The 20,530-nt window shown below is 55.6% G+C and carries 11 protein-coding genes; 9 read left to right on the top strand and 2 right to left on the bottom strand.

Features of this window, described 5'->3' with window-relative positions; translation table 11 throughout:
* The first annotated feature begins 34 nt into the window (after positions 1 to 34).
* The 6 genes from ACZ46I_RS12490 to ACZ46I_RS12465 all read left to right on the top strand — a co-directional run bounded on the left by ACZ46I_RS12490 (position 35) and on the right by ACZ46I_RS12465 (position 10,109).
* Entirely contained in the window at positions 35 to 1,129 is a 1,095-nt protein-coding gene (locus ACZ46I_RS12490) for a 6-phosphofructokinase (protein WP_013505488.1), read from the top strand.
* 1 nt (position 1,130) lies between these two features.
* Positions 1,131 to 2,150: a tRNA preQ1(34) S-adenosylmethionine ribosyltransferase-isomerase QueA gene (gene queA, locus ACZ46I_RS12485; RefSeq protein ID WP_464280977.1), complete on the top strand. Its 1,020-nt coding sequence runs from the start codon at positions 1,131 to 1,133 to the stop codon at positions 2,148 to 2,150.
* Positions 2,151 to 2,164: 14 nt separating this feature from the next.
* Positions 2,165 to 4,327 (top strand): phosphoenolpyruvate--protein phosphotransferase, encoded by a 2,163-nt coding sequence (gene ptsP / locus ACZ46I_RS12480; RefSeq protein WP_226508794.1) that lies wholly within the window; start codon positions 2,165 to 2,167, stop codon positions 4,325 to 4,327.
* A gap of 66 nt (positions 4,328 to 4,393) precedes the next feature.
* On the top strand, positions 4,394 to 4,975 hold the full coding sequence (locus ACZ46I_RS12475; protein WP_013505485.1) for a peroxiredoxin: 582 nt from the start codon (positions 4,394 to 4,396) through the stop codon (positions 4,973 to 4,975).
* A 952-nt stretch (positions 4,976 to 5,927) separates the two neighbouring features.
* A complete protein-coding gene (locus ACZ46I_RS12470; RefSeq protein ID WP_464280976.1) occupies positions 5,928 to 6,995 on the top strand; it encodes an efflux RND transporter periplasmic adaptor subunit in 1,068 nt (355 codons plus the stop codon).
* A gap of 3 nt (positions 6,996 to 6,998) precedes the next feature.
* Positions 6,999 to 10,109: an efflux RND transporter permease subunit gene (locus ACZ46I_RS12465; RefSeq protein WP_464280975.1), complete on the top strand. Its 3,111-nt coding sequence runs from the start codon at positions 6,999 to 7,001 to the stop codon at positions 10,107 to 10,109.
* Between the two features lie 31 nt (positions 10,110 to 10,140).
* On the opposite strand, the gene bioB is transcribed toward ACZ46I_RS12465, so the two are convergent.
* Positions 10,141 to 11,145 carry a biotin synthase BioB gene (gene bioB / locus ACZ46I_RS12460; RefSeq protein WP_464280974.1) on the bottom strand — a complete coding sequence of 335 codons (1,005 nt, stop codon included), beginning with the start codon at positions 11,143 to 11,145 and terminating at the stop codon, positions 10,141 to 10,143.
* 146 nt (positions 11,146 to 11,291) lie between these two features.
* Between bioB and ACZ46I_RS12455 the strand changes: the two genes are divergently transcribed.
* Together ACZ46I_RS12455 and ACZ46I_RS12450 are read left to right on the top strand one after the other, a co-directional pair.
* Complete coding sequence (locus ACZ46I_RS12455) at positions 11,292 to 13,187, top strand: motility associated factor glycosyltransferase family protein (RefSeq protein ID WP_464280973.1); 1,896 nt, start codon at positions 11,292 to 11,294, stop codon at positions 13,185 to 13,187.
* 86 nt (positions 13,188 to 13,273) lie between these two features.
* The gene (locus tag ACZ46I_RS12450) at positions 13,274 to 13,732 is read left to right on the top strand and encodes a hypothetical protein (RefSeq protein WP_013505480.1); all 459 of its coding nucleotides are present in this window, start codon (positions 13,274 to 13,276) and stop codon (positions 13,730 to 13,732) included.
* Positions 13,733 to 13,790: 58 nt separating this feature from the next.
* On the opposite strand, the gene ACZ46I_RS12445 is transcribed toward ACZ46I_RS12450, so the two are convergent.
* Positions 13,791 to 15,341 (bottom strand): ATP-binding protein, encoded by a 1,551-nt coding sequence (locus ACZ46I_RS12445; RefSeq protein ID WP_464280972.1) that lies wholly within the window; start codon positions 15,339 to 15,341, stop codon positions 13,791 to 13,793.
* 382 nt (positions 15,342 to 15,723) lie between these two features.
* On the opposite strand from ACZ46I_RS12445, the gene ACZ46I_RS12440 reads away from it, so the two are divergent.
* Positions 15,724 to 20,529 carry an NAD-glutamate dehydrogenase domain-containing protein gene (locus ACZ46I_RS12440; protein ID WP_464280971.1) on the top strand — a complete coding sequence of 1,602 codons (4,806 nt, stop codon included), beginning with the start codon at positions 15,724 to 15,726 and terminating at the stop codon, positions 20,527 to 20,529.
* The last annotated feature ends 1 nt before the right edge of the window (position 20,530 follow it).

The raw sequence follows: 20,530 nt of genomic DNA, 5'->3' as shown, positions 1-20,530 counted from the left end.
GATCGAACTCTCGGGTTTCACAGGAGGTTGCTCTATGGCTATCGAAATCAGGAAAATTGCCATTTCCACGGGTGGGGGGGACTGTCCGGGGCTGAACGCGGTTATCAGGGCTGTGGTGCGAACCGCAAACATCAAATATGGCTGGGAAGTTGTCGGTATCAAGGATGGCCTGCAGGGCGTCATGGATACGACCACCAAGCTGATTCCCCTGAATCGCCATAATGTGGCGGGTTTTCTGCAGAAAGGCGGCACGGTTCTGGGCACTACCAATCGCGGAAACCCTTTTGAAATCAAACAGGAAATAGATGGCCGCATGCAGACGGTGGATATCAGCGACGCGGTCGTGGAAAATATCCGCCGGGAGCATATAGACGCCGTGGTCGGTATCGGTGGCGATGGCACCATGCTGATCATGAATCAGTTGTACAAGAAGGGTATACCCATCGTGGGAGTGCCGAAGACCATTGATAACGACCTGCTTTCCACCGATGTCACCTTTGGTTTTGATACGGCGGTGGCCATTGCCACCGATGCTCTGGATCGCCTGCAGACAACGGCAGCCAGCCATCACCGGGTGATGGTCGTTGAGCTGATGGGCCGCTATGCGGGCTGGATTGCCTTGCACAGCGGTATTGCTGGTGGGGCTGAAGTGATTCTCATCCCCGAGATTCCCTATAATATAGAACGTGTCTGCGATGTGATCCGGCAGCGCATGAAGCGCGAAGGCTTTTCCATCGTCGTGGTGGCTGAAGGGGCCAAGCCGGTTGGTGGAAGTCACTCGGTCCTCCATGAGGGTGGTCAGGGCGCGGTGGAGCGCCTGGGAGGCGTCGCCTATAAGGTGGCCGAGGAAATAGAGCACTTTACCGGAGCTGAAGTGCGCACCACCGTGCTTGGCCATGTGCAGCGGGGGGGGGCGCCGACGGCCTACGACAGGGTACTTTCTACTCGCTTCGGGGTGGCGGCAGCCGATCTGATCCACGAGGGGAACTTCGGTCGCATGGTGACCCTGCGTGGAACGGAAATCTGCGATGTGACCTTTGAGGAGGCCATAGAGAATCTGAAGTTCGTTGATCCCGACGGGCAGCTGGTACGCGCTGCTGAGGAGATCGGCGTCTGCCTGGGACGCTGAGGTGTCCGAATATCTGTGCGATTACCATGTGGATATTCCCGCCGAGCTGATTGCCCAGGAACCCTTGGCGCAGCGTGATGCCAGCCGCCTGCTGGTACTGTCCCGTGCACTGGCGCCAGCCATCGTTGGTGAAAGTACCTTCAGCCGGCTGTCTGAGTATCTGCGGCCCGGCGACCTGCTGGTCTTTAACGATACCCGGGTGATTCCGGCACGCTTGAAGGGCCGGAAATCAACTGGCGGGGCGGTGGAGATTTTTCTGGTTGAGCCCTGCGCTCCCCGGTGCTGGCGTGTCCTGACCAGGGGGAAAAAACTGGTACCCGGTACCCTGGTTCATATTGGCGATGGGGTTGAGGCGGTGATTGAGGAGCGGGATGGGGAGATGGCCGTCGCCCGCTTCAGTGCTGATGATCAGGAATTGTTTGCCTGCGGGGCCATTCCCCTGCCACCTTACATCAAGCGGGAAGCCGACAGCCGTGACAGCCAGCGTTATCAGTCAGTCTTTGCCGCCCGCGATGGGGCGGTAGCGGCCCCTACGGCATCACTGCACTTTACGTCTGCCATTGTGGAGGGGCTGCGCCAGCGTGGGGTGCGCACTGCCACCATCACGCTGCACGTGGGGCTGGGCACCTTTTTGCCTGTGAAAAGTGAGCGCATTGACGAACATCGCATGCACTCCGAACACTTTCACGTGCCGGCGCAGACCCTGGATCTGGTTGCGGACACCCGTCGCTCAGGTGGTCGTGTCATTGCCGTGGGAACAACAGTGGTGCGCGCACTGGAAAGCTGCTTTAGCCATACTCCGTTGCGAACAGGGGGCTCCACTGATATTTTTATCCGTCCGGGCTACTCATTTGCCGTGATTGATGGTATGGTAACAAACTTTCATCTGCCTGACTCCACCCTGATCCTTCTGGTCAGTGCATTTTACGGGCGTGAAAATATCCAGCAGATCTATCAGTATGCCGTGAGCCAGCGTTACCGTTTTTTCAGTTATGGTGACGGCATGCTCTTTCTGCCGTAGTGGGTGGGCCACCTGTGAACAAGATTGAAATACTCCTCGATGTCAGCAATATTATTCTCGATTCATCCTGCCACGAGAACGCCCTTTCCGAGATAACAACTTATCTGAAACGCGAACTCAAAAGCGACGTCTGTTCCATATATCTCCAGAGTCGTTCCAGTGAGAGCATTCTGACGCTGGCTGCCACCGAGGGTCTGCGTCAGGAGGCGGTGGGGCAGGTCAGCATGGCTGCCGATGAAGGTCTGACGGGCCTCGCCTTCCGCAGCAACACCTATACCTTTATCCGTGACGCTTCCCACCACCCCCAGTTCAAGTACTTCCCCGGTATTGGTGAAGAGCCTTTCCGCACCTTTATCGGTATTCCGCTGAAAAGCAGGTTGAACACGTTTGGCGTCCTGGTCTTTCAGTTCAAAAATCGCAAAAACAACACCAGGATACAGGAGAAGCTGTTGACGGCCATTGCCGCCCAGGTTTCCGGCCTGGTGCTGCGTCACTACATGGTGGAGGGCTCTGCCCAGGCAGACGAAGGAAAAGATCCCCATCAGGAAGTGCTTTTACAGGGCGTTCCCCTGGCCGAGGGCATTGCCATCGGCCACCCGGTTCGCATTATCTACCGCTTCATTGAAAGCGCCGTGGGCAAGGTTGATCCGGTGGTGGAGCTGCAGGCGTTCGAGAAAGCCAGTGTCAAGACAGCCGATGACCTGAGGGAGCTGGCGGAAAAAATGGAAAAGCGCGGCGCGGCGGCGGAGTCGGAGATATTCCACACCCACCTGCTGATGCTTGAAGACAGCAGCTTTAAAAAAGAAGTGCAGCGTCATATCAATGAGCATGGCAAGAGCGCGGCTTTCTCTGTGCGCCATGTGGCCGATAAGCTGATTGAAAAGTTCACCTCATTCCAGGATCCGTACCTGCGCGAGCGGGCTGCTGATATTGAGGATATCTGCCAGCGCCTGATGACTCACCTGGGGGTGCTCAGCCGAAAAGCGCAGCTGCAGGCGGACAGCATTATTATTTCCGACCGGCTGACCCCTGGGGAGACGGCTTCCCTTGACCTGGAAAAAGTCGAAGCCTTTGTCACTGAGAAGGATGGTGCCACTTCCCATACGGCCATACTGGCGAAGAACCGCCAGATCCCTGCGGTTACCGGGATTCCGAAGCTCTTTGAAGCGACGGAGTACGCGCGCCAGTTGATCGTGGATGGGTATCAGGGTCTGGTAATCGTCAATCCCCAGCCCGCGACCGTGGAGCAGTACACCCGCCAGCAGCAGTCGAGCCAGCGCCGCCGTGACCGCGACAGTCGTCGTGAGACTCCCCTGGGGCCTATCCTCCTTCCAGGTGGCGATGAAATCATATTTTACGCCAATGTCTCCAGTGTGCTGGATGCCCAGCGGGCGGAGCAGGATCACGCCAGTGGTATCGGTCTGGTGCGTACGGAAATATTTTATCTGCAGCATGATGGCGACTGGAAATATGAGCAGCAGGTGGAAGTGTATCGTCAGATCGTCAATATCTACTCGCGGGGGCCGGTGATCTTCCGTCTCTTCGACATCGGTTCTGATAAAAAGAGCACCCGAGAAATCAAAGAGGACAACCCGGCCCTCGGTTATCGTGGCGCGCGGCTGCTGCTGGGAGAGCCCGATTTTCTGCTGGAGCAGGTTAAGGCTCTGCTCCACGTTATCGCTGAGTATCGCCGCGAACATGAGCCCCGGGATATTAATATTCTCGTTCCCTTTATTTCCGAGCCATCGGAGTTCTTCCGTATACGGGATGTGATTGAGGCCCAGTGCCACGCCATGGAATTGGAGGTGCCGCGCGTCGGAGTCATGCTGGAGATCCCGTCCGCCGTATTCTGCATGGATGAGCTGGCTACCCGGGCCGACTATTTCAGTATCGGCACTAACGACCTCTTCCAGTATTTCTTTGCCCTCGATCGCACGGACCCAAAGGTCAGCAGTTTTTATGACCCTAACAGCCAGGCGTTTCTCCGCCTGTTGGAGATGATCGTTACCGCGACGCAGCGCCTGAATATTCCCGTGGAAATCTGTGGGGAGATCGCCACGGACCGCGCCATGCTGCGTCATCTTATTGATCTTGGTTTTCGCACCTTCAGTGTCAATCCCTACGTCATCAATGGGTTGAAGCGATTTGTCCAGCGCGAGTATGCGACGGTGAAGTAACTTTCTCTTGACAGTCAATCGATAATCAGTATCATTAACACCATAACATCTTTTTTGGAGGTATATATGAGCCTTGTAAGCAAGCAGGCCCCTGTCTTCAGTGCCGAAGCCGTTTCGAATATGGAATTCACCAAAGTCAACCTGGAAAGCTACCGTGGCAAGTGGGTGATGCTCTTTTTCTACCCCCTTGACTTCACCTTTGTCTGTCCCACCGAGATCACGGCCATTTCCGACCGTGTTGGTGAGTTCAAGCAGCGTGGTGTCGAAGTACTGGGCGTTTCCACTGACAGCAAGTTTTCCCATCTGGCCTGGGAGCAGCAGCCGCGCTCCGAAGGCGGACTCGGAAAGATAGAGTATCCGCTGATTGCCGATTTCACAAAGCAGATCAGCTCCGACTATGGCATTCTCCTGCCCGGTGGCATGGCCCTGAGGGCCACGTATATCATTGATCCCGAAGGGGTGGTTCAGTTTGAGCTGGTTCACGACCTGGGCATTGGCCGCAATGTTGATGAGATCCTGCGCAGTATTGATGCCCTGCAGTACACCAAGAAGCATGGTGAAGTGTGCCCGGCTGGCTGGACTCCCGGCAAGGACACCATTGTCCCTGATGTAAGCAGATCCAAGGAATTTTTCAAAAATAATAACTGAAGCAGGATGACTTTCAGGGCCCGCAGACGTAGTCTGCGGGCCTTTTTTTGGTGGCAGGTTTACAGTTACACGGAAATCAAGTATGTGTAGTGCTTCTTCAACAGGCTGCTGAAAAAACATCTGCGGCGCTGTCCGCTGGATGTTCGCGTGCGGCAAGGTGCAGGAAGTCCGCTTCATTTCGCCGCTCTGCGGGCGCCTTATACTTGTGGGTTTTCAGCTGCCTGCATGTTCGAGCTCAACTTTCGCACCTTGTTGTCTTGAGTTAAGCTGTTATTATACTGGCACTTATCTCGCGGAAACCGTATTGATTTTGAATGCTTGACTTATCTGGTATTCCATTTTTCGTCTCCGGATATTGTCCTTTTTGACCGCGCAAAAAGGACACAAAAACGCGCCCCCCGAACGCCCGTTTTTCCGGATCGCCTGCTCGCCTGTTCTGGAGATCCGGCAGACACTGCCTCCCTGCAGTGCTGCCGGACCACCTGCTTCCTGCAGGTGTCCCGTTCGGGTCTTGCCAGCCAGGCGTCGCACTCACCGGACGGGCTCAGGGGGGAACGGCCTGCTTCTGCCTCTCCCCCGTGTGCTGGCCCAGCCAGGACGCGCCGACTGGAACGCTATGGGCCCGCAGGGTTGACGCCACGACGGCGGCAACCGCAAACCAAAAGCCAGGGAAGGCGGTTGTTTGCGGTCCCCAGTTCCAGGCAAGCGGACGGCTGAAAAGGACAGCACTGGGGGCCGCTTTTGCGCCACTTTTTGCGGGTAAAAAGTGGCAAAAGAAACTCGTATATATGGTGAGGATAATGTCAAACGACGCAGTCTGTGTAGAACCATTTCGGCCATTGCAGCATGACATCAGGGTCAGCGCTGACAACCTGCCGTTTCGGGGATGCGAAACTTCAGTTCAAGGTATTTCAGGAAGCGGTGGGAAACGAAAAACAACAGGTGTATGTTCATGAATACTATTGCGCGTCTTATGGTGGTCTGCCTGATGCTGGCCGGTGCGAAGGGAGTCTGGGCTCAGCAGGAACGCTCCCCCGTGGAGGTTGAAGCGGTGAGGCAGGGTGTGCTCTCGCAGCCGCTTGTCTATCAGGGGACGGTTTTTTTTGACCGCACTGCCCGTGTGACCAGTGAGGTCAGCGGGCGGGTCGAGGAGGTTCAGGTTCGTGAAGGGCAGCGGGTGAACCGTGGTGATACCCTGGTGAGCCTGGGTTCGGATATTCTCGGTCAGAAGCTCCTGGCCGCCAGAGCCCAGGCCGATGAACTGCGGGTGCAGATTGAGCGTGCCCGGCAGAATTTCAAGCGCGCCGAGAACCTCTTCCGGCAGAATCTCAGCTCTCAGCAAGCCTATGATGACGCGCACTATGCCCTGGAAGAGCTCAAGTTTCGCCTGGTGGCCCAGGAGCGTAATCTGAGTGCCCTGGAGCTGGAGCTAGCCCAAAAGCGTATCCTTGCGCCCTTTGACGGCGTGGTTCTGCAGCAGCAGGTTGAGGTGGGAGAGTGGGTGACGCCCGGAGCGTCGGTGGTCAATCTGGCAGCACACGGACCCATGCAGGTGATCGTCAACGTCTCCCAGGCAGATGTGGGTGCAATACAGGTGGGCAAGCCGGTGCAGATACGCGTGCAGGAAAAGCTCCATGCTGGCGTTGTGGATGCGGTTATTCCTCAGGCTGACACCGCCACGCGCACCTTTCCGGTAAAAGTACGGGTGGAGCATTCCGGCCAGTTGATGGAAGGAATGCGGGCTCAGGTGATGTTTGCCGGCAATGATCAGGCTGAGGTTCTGCTGGTCTCCCGTGACAGTGTCATCCGTCGCTTTGGCCAGGATGTGCTCTTTGTGGTGGTGGATGGCAAGGCGGAAATGAAGCCGGTAGAAATCATCGCCTACGACCAACTGCAGGTGGGGGTCCGGGTGGCTGGACTGCAGGAGGGACACCTGGTGGTTGTCAAAGGCAATGAGCGCATTTCCCCGCAGCAGGCTGTTCAGATCATCGGTGCCACAACTTCTGTGAAAGATAACTGAGCCATGGACTTTATCCGATTTTCCATAGAAAAACCCGTCACCGTGATTGTCGGGGTTATCCTGATTCTTCTCTTTGGTTTCATCTCCCTGGGTAATATGCCCTACCAGCTGACTCCAGAGGTGTCGGAACCGGAGATTACGGTTCGCACCACCTGGCCCGGTGCGTCACCTTACGAGATTGAACGCGATGTGGTCGAAGTTCAGGAGAACTACCTGAAGAGTATTCCCAATCTCGTGGAGTACGAAAGTTCAAGCCGCAATAACATGGGAACCATCACCCTGCGTTTCAAGATCGGCACTCCCATGGACCGCGCCCTGCTGGATGTTTCCAATAAGCTTGGAGAGGTGCGCAGTTATCCTGAAGGAGTCGAACGACCTTCCGTGAACGCTTCCGGCGATACCTCCAGCCCGGTGGTCTGGATGATGATGCAGGCCCGTGAAAACAATCCCAACCATATAGACACCTATCGGAATTTTTTCGAGAACGAGGTCCGTCAGCATATTGAGCGGGTGGATGGCGTCTCGGATCTCTTCTTCGGTGGTGGCCGCAATCTGGAGATGCATATTCTCCTCGATCCCGAGCGCATGGCTGCCTTCGGACTGACCTATGACGAGATCATCAGTGTGGTGCAGCGGGAAAATATCAACATTTCCGCCGGTCAGATGGATATGGGCCGGCGCAGCTATCGCATCAGGACGGTAGCCGAATTTGAAAGTCCCCAGGAGATACGGGATATCATTATTCGCTCCGATGGGCAGCATCGGCTGCGCCTGGGTGATGTGGGGGAAGTGGACTTTGCCTACGCCCGCAAGACGGCATCCATCATGCTGATGGGAGAGCCGGGGATGGTGGTCGGAGTGCGTGCCGAGTCGGGAACCAACGTGGTGGAGCTGACCAATACCCTGGAGGAGGTGGTCAACCGCCTCAACGACGAACTGCTGCACCCTCGGGATCTGCATCTGCGCTGGGTACGGGATCAGCGAGGGTACATCATGGGTGCCGTCAAACTGGTTCAGCAGAATATTCTGATCGGCGGCGTCCTGGCAATCGTCATTCTGGTGACCTTCCTGCGCAGCGCCTCGTCCACCGGTATTGTCGCTGTTGCCATCCCCATCAGTATTATCGGTACCTTTATCATCATGAATGCCCTGGGGCGCTCCCTGAATATCGTCTCGCTGGCGGGAATCTCCTTTGCCGTAGGCATGCTGGTGGACAGCGCCATCGTGGTACTGGAAAATATCGACCGCCATCGCAAGCTGGGAAAATCCACCTTTCACTCCTGTTACGATGGTACCCGGGAGGTCTGGGGGGCGATTATCGCCTCCAGCCTGACTACCATCGCGGTTTTCCTGCCCATTGTCTTCCTGGAAGGCGAGGCGGGTCAGCTGTTTCGCGATATCGCGCTGGCGGTGACCTCTGCTGTCACCTTTTCCCTCTTTGTCTCGATTTCCGTTATTCCCATGCTCAGTGCCCAGATATTTCGTCGCAGCGGTGGAAGTACCACGGCGCCGGGACCTGAGCGTCCCTCGGTGCGCGCGGGCCGCATGGCGGTGGATCTGATCATGATGGTGGTGGAGCGCGCCAGCCGCACCGTCACCAGCCGGATTGCGACGGTGGCTGGCCTGGTGGTTTTTTCCATCGGAGTTGCCTGGGTGCTCTTTCCCAAAATGGAATACCTGCCCCACGGCAACCAGAATTTTGTCGTGAATATTCTCATTCCTCCCCCCGGCCTCAGTGTGGCGGAGCAGGAGGATATCGGTCAGAAGATCTTTGCTGCCATCCGCCCCTTCTATCGCACAGAAGTTGATGGGAAACCCGGTATCGAGAATGCCTTCTACGTGGCTACGGCCAACATCATGCTCCTGGGAACCAGCAGCACCGATGAGCAGCGCGGCCGCGAACTGATTCCCATGATGCGCCCGGTTCTCAACTCCTTCCCCGGTATTTTCGGCATATCCAACCAGATTGGCATCTTTCAGCAGGGGCTGGGCAAGGGGCGCACCATTGACGTGGATGTGGTGGGTGATGACCTGGATGAAATCGTCGCAGCAGCTTCCCACCTTTTCGCGGCGGTAGGGCAGTCCATCGCGGGCGCTCAGGTGCGCCCGGTTCCATCACTGGAACTGCTTTATCCCGAAGTGGCCCTGATTCCCGACCGTGATATGGTGCGGGCAGTCAATATGAGCGCCGCATCCGTGGGAACCGCTGTTGATGTGCTGATGGAGGGCCGCAAAGTGGGTGAGTTCAAGCAGGAGGGGCAGAAAAAGATCGACCTCGTTCTGACTGCTCCCCAGTCCCGTGTTTCCAGTCCCGAGGATCTCTTCCGGACACAGATCGCGGCTCCCGGAGGGCAGCTGGTGCCCCTGTCCAACCTGGTGCGCATGGAGCAACGCTACGGCATCACGGAGATACGCCACTATGAAGGGCGCCGTACTATCACGCTCCAGGTGACGCCGCCGGATCATATCACCATTCAAGAGGCCATGGAGATTGTGCAGGAACGCATTGTGCCTTCCCTGAAACAGGAGGGGAAAATCCCCCCCCAGATTCAGGTGCAGCTCAGCGGAACCGCAGACAAGCTGCTGGAAACCGTGGCGCTGCTCGCCATGAACTTTGTGCTGGCCTCGGCGATTATCTACCTGCTCATGTCGGCACTTTTCGGCAATTTCGTGTATCCACTGGTGGTCATGTTCACTGTCCCCCTGGCCACAGCGGGGGGCTTTGCGGGCCTGCGCCTGACCAACGCGCTGATCGCGCCCCAGGCGCTGGACATACTGACCATGCTGGGCTTTATTATCCTGATCGGGGTCGTGGTCAATAATGCCATCCTCATCGTACACCAGACCCTGAATAACATCCGCTACCACTCCATGGAGATGGCGGGCGCGGTGCTCGATGCCACCCGCAACCGCCTGCGTCCGATTTTCATGAGCACCCTGACGTCCATTTTCGGCATGCTGCCCCTGGTGGTGGCTCCAGGGCCCGGCAGTGAACTGTACCGGGGGCTGGGCAGCGTTATCGTGGGGGGCATGGCCCTGTCCACGGTGTTTACCATCCTGGTTATTCCCTGCCTGCTGATGTTTGTTCTGAAGGGAGAAAAACCGCGGGTCTGAGCCATGCTTCTCTGCGGTTTTCAGCCGCCCCCTATGCGTCAACGATTTCAGCGATGTGGAAACCCGCGCTTTCTATCATTTGTTTATCCTCTTCAAATCCCTGCCCGTCGGTTGTCAGGTATCCTTTGGTGAAGATGGAGTTGGCAGGGTAGAGGCCCAGCGCCTGCAACGGACCGAGAATCAGTTCGCGCCCTCCGGCAATGCGCAGCTCCTTTGAGGGCAGCATAAAACGAAACATCGCCAGGGCGCGCAGGGCATCGGGAGCTGCCATGGGCTGAAGGTTTTCCAGCTGTGTTCCCTGGCGCGGATTCAGGAAATTCAGAGGGACAGAGTCAGTGTCGAGCTCCCGGAGGCTGCTGGCCAGTTCCACCCTGTCCTGCAGGCTCTCCCCCATGCCAAGCAGCCCGCCGCTGCACAGTTCCATGCCAGCGTCCTTGACCATGCGTGCTGTGCGCAGGCGATCTTCATAGGAGTGGGTTGAGCAGATGTTGCCATAGTGTGCGGCCGAGGTCTCCAGGTTGTGATTATAGCGGTCGACTCCGGCTTCTTTGAGGCGTTTCACCTTGGCGGCGTCCAGCATTCCGAGGGAAGTACAGATCTGCAGCGGCATGGTGGCCTTGATCTGGCTGACGGCATCGCAGATAACTTCGAGATCGTGCTCCACGGGCATGCGCCCGCTGGTGACAATACAGTAGCGTATAGCCTGTCTGGACTGGGCCTCCCGGGCTCCCTCCACAATGGAGGCAACGGTTTCCAGAGGATAGGTGGTGATGTCGCTGGAGGCGCTGGCAGACTGGCTGCAGTAGGAACAGTCTTCGGGGCACAGACCGCTTTTGGCGCTGCGGATGACGTGGAGCCAGACGCCGCGTCCGAAGAATCGCCGTCGTATGGTATAGGCGGCCTGAAGCAGAGGCAGGAGAGACTCATTGTCGCTGTGGAGAATTTCAAGGGCGATGGCATCGGGCAGCTGCTGGCCTTCCAGGACATTGTCTGCCCATTGCTGCCAGTATCGGGAAGTGTCGGAAATCGTGCTCACGGGTACTCCTTTCATGTGCTTGCGCAGGCGATGTCACGGTGAAAGGGTTCATTGTGAACCTTGCCATGCGCGTGCGTTTACATTTATACTTTACCCTTTCCCTGCTCATTATTGAAGTGTAATCTTGTGGGAAGGGAGGAAAAACCATGCCGAAAAAAATCCGAAAAAAAGTCCCCAGGAAAAAGCAGAACGCCCAGCGACCCGGGGGAGCTCCTTTGGGGGATACACAGACATGGAACCTGAATGTCAGCGCTCTCAGGAAAGTTCTGCCAGCTCTTGCCCTGGCGCTGGAATCTCCTTCGTCTGCGGATGATCAGGTGGCTGACGGTGTTTTATTTGAACCTGTGCGCACCGATGTTGAATCCATTACCGTGGTTGCTGGCAGTGACACGCTGACAGACTTCCTGGTTCGCAACCAGGGTGCCGATATCTCGAAGATACGCCTGCTGATCCTTCTGGAAGACTCGCTGGCCTCCCTGCGCAAGTTCCTGCGGTTTTTTGACATCAGCCGCAGTCTGCTCAGCGGCTCCATGCTGATTGTGCTCAAAGGCGCAGGGGAATGGAATCTCGCCGTTGAACTGCGTAATCGCTGTATTGCCCAGCCGCACCTGCTGGCGCTTTGCCGGGCGGTACAGCTGCTGGGCTCCCAGGTGAGGATGCAGCGCTGTATGCCCTTTTTCCAGAAGTACCTGGAGGAGGTTCGCAGTGGCTTGTATGAAGGGCGTATCTACTATGGCAATGATCCCCACGACTCCCTGATCGGCATTGAAAACATGTTCGACAACCTGGATATCATTGTCGAAAACCCGGGCGTGAACTGCTTCAAGGGGGCCTTTGCCGGCGTGCCGGCCTTTATTGTCGCCACCGGGCCATCTCTCGACGAAGCGCTGCCCCATCTGAAAGACGCCGCGCATCGGGGCCTGGTCTTTGCCTGCGATGCCTCTGTGCGCCCGCTGGTCGAGGCGGGTGTTGACTTTCAGCTGGTGACATCAGTAGAGCGCAAACCCCTTATTTCAAAATTTTTCGCGACCTTTGATGCCTCGCGCACATTCCTGTGCGCTCCGCCCCTGCAGAACCGCCACACTTTCGAGAGTTTCAGCGGAAAGAAAATTATTACCTATCGGAATGTGAAGCACTTTGACTGGATTGGCATTGAACGGGGTATGCTTGATATTAAATCTTCGGTGGCAAATATGGCTTATGTGATCGCTGATTATATGGGATGCGATCCGATTATTCTGGTGGGTCAAGATCTGAGTTATGGCGACAGTGGTTCAACCCATGCCGCGAATTTTGCCATGGAAGATGCCATTGCCATTGAAAAATCGCGGCAGAAGTTCGCGGTCCCTTCAAACCGGGGAACGCCGGTGCTGACCCACCAGATATGGTACAGCTGTGTGAAGTCCTATGAGGTGGATATTGCCCGCTCCAGGGCCACAACGATTAACACGACCCTGCGCGGTGTGCGCATAGGCGGAACGACGGTGAAACCACTTGAGGAAGTTATAGCCGGGCTTACACTTCATGATCATGACTTCCGCAATGTCATGGAGGCGCATTTGCTGGAGCATCGGCTTCTTCCCAGTGAAGCGGTATACCAGCAGCTTTCCCAGCGCATTACGCAAGGAATTTCCGAATGCCAGCGTGTTCTTGAGGCCTGCGAACAGGCGTCCGGTGAAATAGCGCCATTTATCCAGGGTGAAGTCAATGCCCTTTTGCAGCAGCAGATCGACGATATTCCTCCTGCGCGGGTGGATGAGGTGTACGATCAGCTTCTGAAACGTAAACAGGGGATTGTTGAAAGTGGCGGCGCGACCTACGAGTGCCTGATTATGCATGTATTTCAGTCCTATGTGCTGGATGAACTTATCCGTGAAAAGGAATTGGCTTTCAAGTATCAGGCGCCACATATGGCGAAGATTAACATTATTGCGAGATTTCCACAGTGGATTGATGAATGCAGAAAACACACGATTTCGGTGGAAAAGGTTTTGCGGAGAGCTGGAGCTCAACTGAATGGCATGCGGGAGAAAATTCAGTAGAATTTTCGGGAATTGTTGAATCAATCACCAATGTATATTATAAGAGGAAAGTCTTTTTTTATAACCGCGAACCTGGGAGACTTTCAATGCAGAATATTGATGTTATTAAACGCTACAGTGATGAGCTGGCGAAAATCCTTACCCTGTCGGAGCTGATCAGCAGTTACCTGAGTGCGGTAAAGCCCAAGACGGCTCGAGGTGCGAAGAAGCAGAATGACAAGGGCCTGACGGGACTGTTGCGCAAAGAGTACGCCTTGAGTGATCAGGAAGTGCAGTCCATTCTGGATGCGGTGGCGGGCAAGAAGAAGTCAGGCACCAAGACCACGAAGTCACTTTCCTCGATTGATGTGGCTCAGTTGAAAAAGGATATTGACGCGGCTGTTGCGGCAATGGGGATCACGGTTCGCGATCAGGGAAGCCTGAGTTATGAGCAGTATCTGCGCAAGATCAAGTCGAATCTCTCGGTGCGCAAGGTAAAAGCACTCCAGGTTCTGGATCTGAATCAGGGGCGCCGGACAAAGCGAAGCAGCACCCGCAAGAAATAGCACAGGGCCCCCCGATCGGGGGGCTTTTTTCGTTCCGCGGCCTGCCGGATTTCAGCTTTTACACAACTGGAAAGCACAGGGTGAAGCAGGCGCCTTCCTGTCTGTCTGGTTCGAGCCTGATGGAGCCGCCCATGCTCTCTTCCATGATACTCTTTGCCATCCACAGGCCAATACCTGAGCCCTCACCCGGCTTTGTGGAGAAGTATGGATCGAAGATCCTCTCTGTGATGTCTGCGGCGATACCTGGACCATTGTCACAGATCTGCACACTGGCAGTGCCATCATCACAGCTGATGCGAATGTCGATGATTCCGGCGAGTCCGTGGTGATCCGGGTTCTGGCAGCGCCTTTCGTAAATGGCATCGCGGGCATTGACCAGCACGTTCAGTATGACTTGTTGAAACTCGTTTTTGTGCCCCCTGGCTGAGCACTCGCACTGGCTGTCGAGATTCGCCTGAATGTTATTGTGCGTCAACTGGGCCTGGATGAGTTTCAGGGCAAGGGAGATGGCGCCATTGACGCTGAAGGTTTCCATCTGCTTGCCTGGATCAAAAAAATTACGGAAGTCGTCGATGGTACTGGCCATAAAATCGATCTGTTCCATGGCCTGGGTGGCGGCGGTATCCAGGTATTGCTGGTTTACCTCCCCGTGTCTGAATGCTTCAGGAAGATCCTGAACGAGGATTGCCAGCACATTGAGCGGCTGTTTCCACTGATGTCCGATAACGGCGATCATTTTCCCCATGGTGGCCATACGCGACTGGTGCACCAGCAGCTCTTCATTTTTACGCCGCTGTCGCGTTTCGTCTTCCACGCGTTTTTCAAGCTGTTCCTCATTGTTGCGCAGGGCGGTGATGGCGTGTTCAACCTGTCGCAAGCCACTGGCGCTGTGGCGATACATGAAGGTGATACCCAAAAGGCCAAGGCTGCCGAGTATGACGTGTGAGAGTGCGATCAGGCTGATATTGCGGTTTTGGGCCGCAAGAAAGGGTGCCATGTCGAGGATGATGCTGATGCCTCCACCAACATTGCCCGGCTCAAATGCCTGCTCGGTGTGGCAGTTCATGCAGGAATCGCTGGTGATGAGGGGCTGCATGCCTCGCAGGTGTCTGCCCCCCTCCTCGCGTACGAGCTGAAATGCCACTGGTTCACCGCGGTGGAACTGCTCCAGGGCGTAGCTTTCCCAGGAGTCAGCAGTGTTTTCCGGCCTGATAGGGGTTGTGCTGACAATACGGCTGCGCACGCTGCTCTGCAGGATGGGGTCTTCCATGAGGGTGCGCAGGAAGTAGGCGGGGTTGACCATGGTTAAAGCAATCCCGTTGACGGCGAGATCTCGCTGCGGATGTTGCAGGAACTCATTCGGGGCGATGCCCTTATCTGCGTGAATGTAAATTCCACCGCGCTTGGCCAGCCAATTGCGTACGGCTATGTCGCGCTCCATGCTGGCCACGGCTTCCTTTTGCGCCAGCGCCAGTGTCTGTCGCTTCTGACTCTGGATATTCCATGCCAGTGACAGCAGGAGCACGGTGATCCAGAGGATAATGGCTATCCCGGTACACCAGCGCAGGCGTTGCAAAGTCATTCCTTCGGTAGTATGCCTGATTCCCATGGCAGAACCCTCCCTGGTGGACTTTTCAGAAGCTGTTGTCTTTGACCCTTACAGCTGCGCTGGTGTTTTTGCCTTCAGTGCTATTTGTTCTAATATGGCGTCTTGGGCCGGGAAAAACAAGCGGCTGTTGTGAAATATTTCATAAGGTGTTGCTGTTAAAGAAGCTCATTGCCTGTACGCGAAAACCCTCCCTGGCAATACCACGTGGTGAGGCTGTCAGCCGGGTGTCCTGGTGTGGCGCCGGGAGTGTGGTTGTGCGCAGCAGGAGCCCAAAAACCATTGCATTCCCCCATGGGGCGTATATATTACTTGTAACAAAGCACTGTTTGCGTTGGTTCTTCGGTGCGTACTGCTCTGTAAAATTCAATTTCCGGGAGAGTGTATGGGTAAAGTTGTTTTGCGACAAAATCAGTTTCAGAACGCTCAGGAGCTGCTCCTGCAAAAACGTGAAGCCGTGGGCGCGCTTATTGGTGAAGCTCTGAAAGAAAGTGACGATGCGGCCCTGCTGATCAGCCTGATGGATGTGCTGTTCGACAATGCACCCCGGAAATATATGGACTTTATCAGCGAAGAGCAGCTTTTTGTCCAGCTGCAGCGCTTTCTGGATTTTCTGCGGGTGCGCAAGGGCACGAGCATCAACCTCGAGGTCTTTACGCCCGAGGAGGATAATCTCGATTACGGGATTCTTCACTCAAGTATTCTGTTCATTAACATGCCGGATTCGCCGTTTATTCTGAAGAGCATTTACTCCTATTTCGAGTCCCGGCGTATCGCCCATTTTCTGACGATTCACCCTATTGTCAACGCGGAGCGCGATGGACGCGGGAAACTCCTGTCGGTGGATACCCGCTATAACGATCCGTCAGTGTCGAAAAAACTGGAATCATTTATCGTTATCCAGTTTCAGGCTATCGAAAAGGCAGCGGAGCTGGAGGTGTTTTGCCGCGATTTGCGCCGGATTCTCTCCAGTACTCAGTTGGCAGTGCGTGATTTTGCTCCCATGCTCAAAAAGGTCCAGGAAATTGAACTTTTTGTGAACACCACGACACAGATTGGCGATACGGAGCGAGAGAATACCATTGAGTTCTTTCGCTGGCTGGAGAAGGAGAACTTTGTCTTCCTCGGATACCGCCAGTATCGCGTACTTCACGCTGCTGATCGCAAGAAGGCAACACTGCAGACAGTGGAGGGGTCCGGACTGGGGATTCTCAGCGAGGAGAAGGCCTCAAAATACCGCAAGCCGGTGAAGGTCGCGTCACTGACCGCTTCCCAACAGGAGTCTCTGTTTTCCTCCCGTTACATCACGCTGGACAAGACCAACTCCCTGAGCCCGGTATATCACGCCATGCGCAAGAACATGGACTATATCGGTATTCGCCAGAAGATCAGCGACGATGAGTTCCGCGAGCATGTGTTCCTGGGACTCTACAGTTCCAAGTACTCCCGCGACGCAGTGAACTCCATCGACTTTTTACGCTCACGCATCAATCGCGTGCTGGAAAACAAAAAGATCCTCTACAAGACCTACAGTTACAATCGCATCTACGAGATCCTCAACTACTATCCCAAGGAAGACCTCTTTTTCATGCAGCCATCGCTGCTGAGCAAAGTGGTTACCGATTTGCTGAATATCATCTCCTTTGACAAGGTGAAGATTATTCCCCTGGAGAATCTCAACGTGCGTGGTCAGAGCCTTTTACTGATTCTGCCGGCCATGAACTACAGTCAGAGCAGTCTGCGCGACGCGCTGGATATCATCCGCGATGCCTTTCAGGTACAGCTCTTTGAGTATCGCCACTTCGGCAGCGATACGGACGCCATCAAGGTCTATATCTATCTGGTGCCTGACGAATCTCTGAAGGAAGTCGACCTCAGCGCGCTGGAAAACCGCATTGATGAGCAGACCATTGACTGGACAGGTCGCCTGCTGGAACGCATTGCCTTTTTCTTCAGCGATGCGGATGCTGATATTGAGCAGTTGAGCTTCAAGTACCGCAACGCCTTTGCCGAGAATTACCGGGCGGAAAATACCCCCAAGGAGGCAACAGACGATATTTCTCTGCTGGAGCGCCTGTTGCACGCCAATGCCGATCAGGTCGACATTCAGCGCAAAGACGAGGTGTCGGCCTATGTGAAGATCTACTCCCTGGCCCAGTACTTCCTCAGTGACCTGATTCCCCTCTTTCAGAACATGGGCCTGCGTGTGCTGGAGGAAAGTCTGTATACCATTGAACCCGGTGATAGCATGCCGGGCTACGTGCACCGCTTTCGCGTGACAGAAGAGGGAGGCGGGGTTGAAAACCTGCTGCGCAATCGTCAGTCAGTCATTCAGACGACCCTGGCGGTGCTGCACGGACGGGTTGCCAGTGACGAGCTGAACGCCCTGTCGCTGCAGCAGGGCATTGATTGCTGGAAGATCGTCGTCATTCGCGCCTATATGGAATATATCTATCAGGTGGGCATGAAATACACCAAGCTGGTGTCGGTCAAGGCGCTCCTGAATCATGGTGATATTACCGCTGATCTGCTGGACACCTTCGACCTGAAATTCTCGCCCGTCCGCCAGACCAGCGAGCAAAAACGCCTTGCGGATCTTGAGAAGCGTTTGCTGGGCATCGCGGAAAAGATCGAGGCAGTGGAGTCCATCGCCGAGGACTATGTGCTGCGGCGCTTTGTCAACGCCCTGGAGTGCACGCTGCGCACCTCCTACTATAAGGGCGAGTACCAGCGGAGCGTACTCTCTCTGAAGATTGATTCGGCGAGAGTACTGGACTCGCCTCTGCCGAAGCCCATGTTCGAGATTTTTGTGTACTCCATGTACATGAGCGGCATCCACCTGCGTGGTGGTAAAGTTGCCCGTGGTGGCCTGCGCTGGTCAGATCGCCCCGACGACTTCCGCACGGAAGTTCTTGGCCTGGTGAGTACGCAGATGACCAAGAACAGCGTCATTGTTCCCACGGGATCAAAGGGTGGCTTTATTATCCGCGGAAAAATGCTTTCGCCGGAACAGGCCCGCGAAGAGGCGGATCTGCAGTACCGGAACTATATCAGCGCCCTGCTGGAGATCACCGACAATATCGTGAAGGGCGAGGTGGTGCGGCCACAGAATGTGGTCTGCTACGATGAAGAGGACCCCTACCTGGTTGTGGCGGCGGACAAGGGTACGGCCCATCTTTCCGATGTGGCCAATGAAGTGAGCAACGCCTATGACTTCTGGCTTGGCGACGCCTTTGCCAGTGGCGGCAGCTACGGCTACGACCACAAGATCATGGGGATCACGGCTAAGGGAGCCTGGGAAGCTGTCAAGCGACACTTCCGCGCCATGGGTAAGGATATCCAGAGCGAGCCCTTCACCGTTGTGGGCATCGGCGATATGGGTGGCGATGTCTTTGGCAACGGCATGCTCCTCTCCCGTCAGATTCGGCTGATCGCCGCGTTCAACCACAAGCACATCTTCATCGACCCCGATCCCGATCCAGCCATCTCCTTCAAGGAGCGTCAGCGACTCTTCCGCACCAAAGGGGCCCAGTGGACCGATTACGACACTAAACTCCTCTCAGCTGGCGGTGGCGTGTACGCGCGCACCGACAAGAAGATTACTCTCTCCCGTGAGGCGTCGAAGGCCCTTGGCACAACCAGGTCTGTCTTCGCTCCCGACGAACTGATCAAGACTCTTCTGCGCGCTCCCGTGGAGCTGCTGTGGAACGGGGGGATCGGCACCTACATCAAGGCGACCCACCAGACCCATGCCGATGTGGGCGACAAGGCCAATGACAATCTGCGCATTGATGCGCCGGAAGTGCGCGCCAAGGTTATCGGAGAGGGAGGGAATCTGGGTATGACCCAGGAAGCCCGCATCGAGCTTTCCATGGCTGGTGGCATGCTCTATACCGATGCCATCGACAATTCGGCGGGGGTCAATACCTCTGACCACGAGGTCAATATCAAGATACTCCTGCAGAGTGCCATGGAACAGGGCAAGATCACTTTCCAGCAGCGCAACGAACTGCTCAAGGAGATGGAGCCGGCGGTGGAAGCCCATGTGCTGCAGACCAACTATCTCAATGGCTGCTCCATCGATCTGGATGTACAGCTGAGCTCCGAGAGCATGCTGCTCTTCCAGGAGCTGATAGACGCCCTGGTCAGAACTGGCCGGATGGATGCCGAAACCGAGCATATTCCTGTGGGTGAGGAGCTGGATGCCCTGCAGCAAAGGGGGCTGGGTATACCGGCGCCTGTGCTGAGCAAACTCACCAGTTATGCCCGCATGGATATCTACGATACCCTGATGCAGTCGGAGCTGGAGTGGAATGAGGCCATTGAACAGCTCTACCGCTCCTACTTCCCTCCCCAGCTGCTGGAGCGATTCCCCGAGGAGGTCGCCGCCCATAAGCTGAAAAAGGAGATTGCCTGTACCCTGATAGCCAACAAAATTGTCAACCAGGCGGGCTGCACCTTTGTCTATAACCTGATGTCGACGACGCGCAGCACGGTTGCCGATGTGGCACGCAACTATATTACCCTTGAGCACCTGCTTGGTGTTGATCAGCTGCGTCAGGCGGTATTCGCCCTGGATAACAAGAAGCCTTCCGCCGTTCAGACAAAAATGCTCATCAGTATTGAGAACGCCATGCGCCGGGGCGTACGCTGGATTGTTACGAAAAATGTCGCGGAAAGGGAATACTGCGCCATGTGTGAGGATGTGCTGCAGCAGTTTGGCGGCATATTCGCCGGCCTGGAAGGTTTCCTGCCCAAGCCGTATCTGGAGAAACTGGCCGTGGCCATCAAGAGCAACGAGCACCATGAACACCACGCCAGGGTGGCCGATTTTATCGAGAAGAGTCGCTTTATCGCCGATATTCTCTCCATCTGCTATGTGTCGGTCAAAAAGGCGGAATCCCTGGAAAAGGTTCTGGACGTGTATTTCCGCATCAAGGATCAACTGCATGTGGATGATTTCAAGGAGATGGTTTACACTATGCCCCTGCTGGATGTGTGGGATCGCATGGCGCGCAATACGCTCATTGGCACCATTACCGATCGCCTTGAGGAATACACCATGAGCCTGCTGGCAGACCCATCCAGAGAGATTGACAACACGGGCTATGAGCAGATTATCAACAATGTACGGGAAAAAGGACTGAAGAACTTTAATCCCCTGTTTATCGCCCTGAGGGGACTCACCTAGG

The organism is Desulfurispirillum alkaliphilum (assembly GCF_055378285.1).
The sequence above is the reverse complement of the archived record's forward strand: the minus strand, read 5'-3'. Positions and strand labels throughout refer to the sequence as shown.

What these genes read in the sequence shown, in the direction of transcription:
- ACZ46I_RS12490 (WP_013505488.1), top strand. Translation starts at nt 35, where the DNA reads ATGGCTATCGAAATCAGGAAAATTGCCATTTCCACGGGTGGGGGGGAC.
- ACZ46I_RS12475 (WP_013505485.1), top strand. Translation starts at nt 4,394, where the DNA reads ATGAGCCTTGTAAGCAAGCAGGCCCCTGTCTTCAGTGCCGAAGCCGTT.
- ACZ46I_RS12440 (WP_464280971.1), top strand. Translation starts at nt 15,724, where the DNA reads ATGGGTAAAGTTGTTTTGCGACAAAATCAGTTTCAGAACGCTCAGGAG.
- ACZ46I_RS12445 (WP_464280972.1), bottom strand. Translation starts at nt 15,341, where the DNA reads ATGGGAATCAGGCATACTACCGAAGGAATGACTTTGCAACGCCTGCGC.
- ACZ46I_RS12450 (WP_013505480.1), top strand. Translation starts at nt 13,274, where the DNA reads ATGCAGAATATTGATGTTATTAAACGCTACAGTGATGAGCTGGCGAAA.
- ACZ46I_RS12465 (WP_464280975.1), top strand. Translation starts at nt 6,999, where the DNA reads ATGGACTTTATCCGATTTTCCATAGAAAAACCCGTCACCGTGATTGTC.
- ACZ46I_RS12455 (WP_464280973.1), top strand. Translation starts at nt 11,292, where the DNA reads ATGCCGAAAAAAATCCGAAAAAAAGTCCCCAGGAAAAAGCAGAACGCC.
- ACZ46I_RS12470 (WP_464280976.1), top strand. Translation starts at nt 5,928, where the DNA reads ATGAATACTATTGCGCGTCTTATGGTGGTCTGCCTGATGCTGGCCGGT.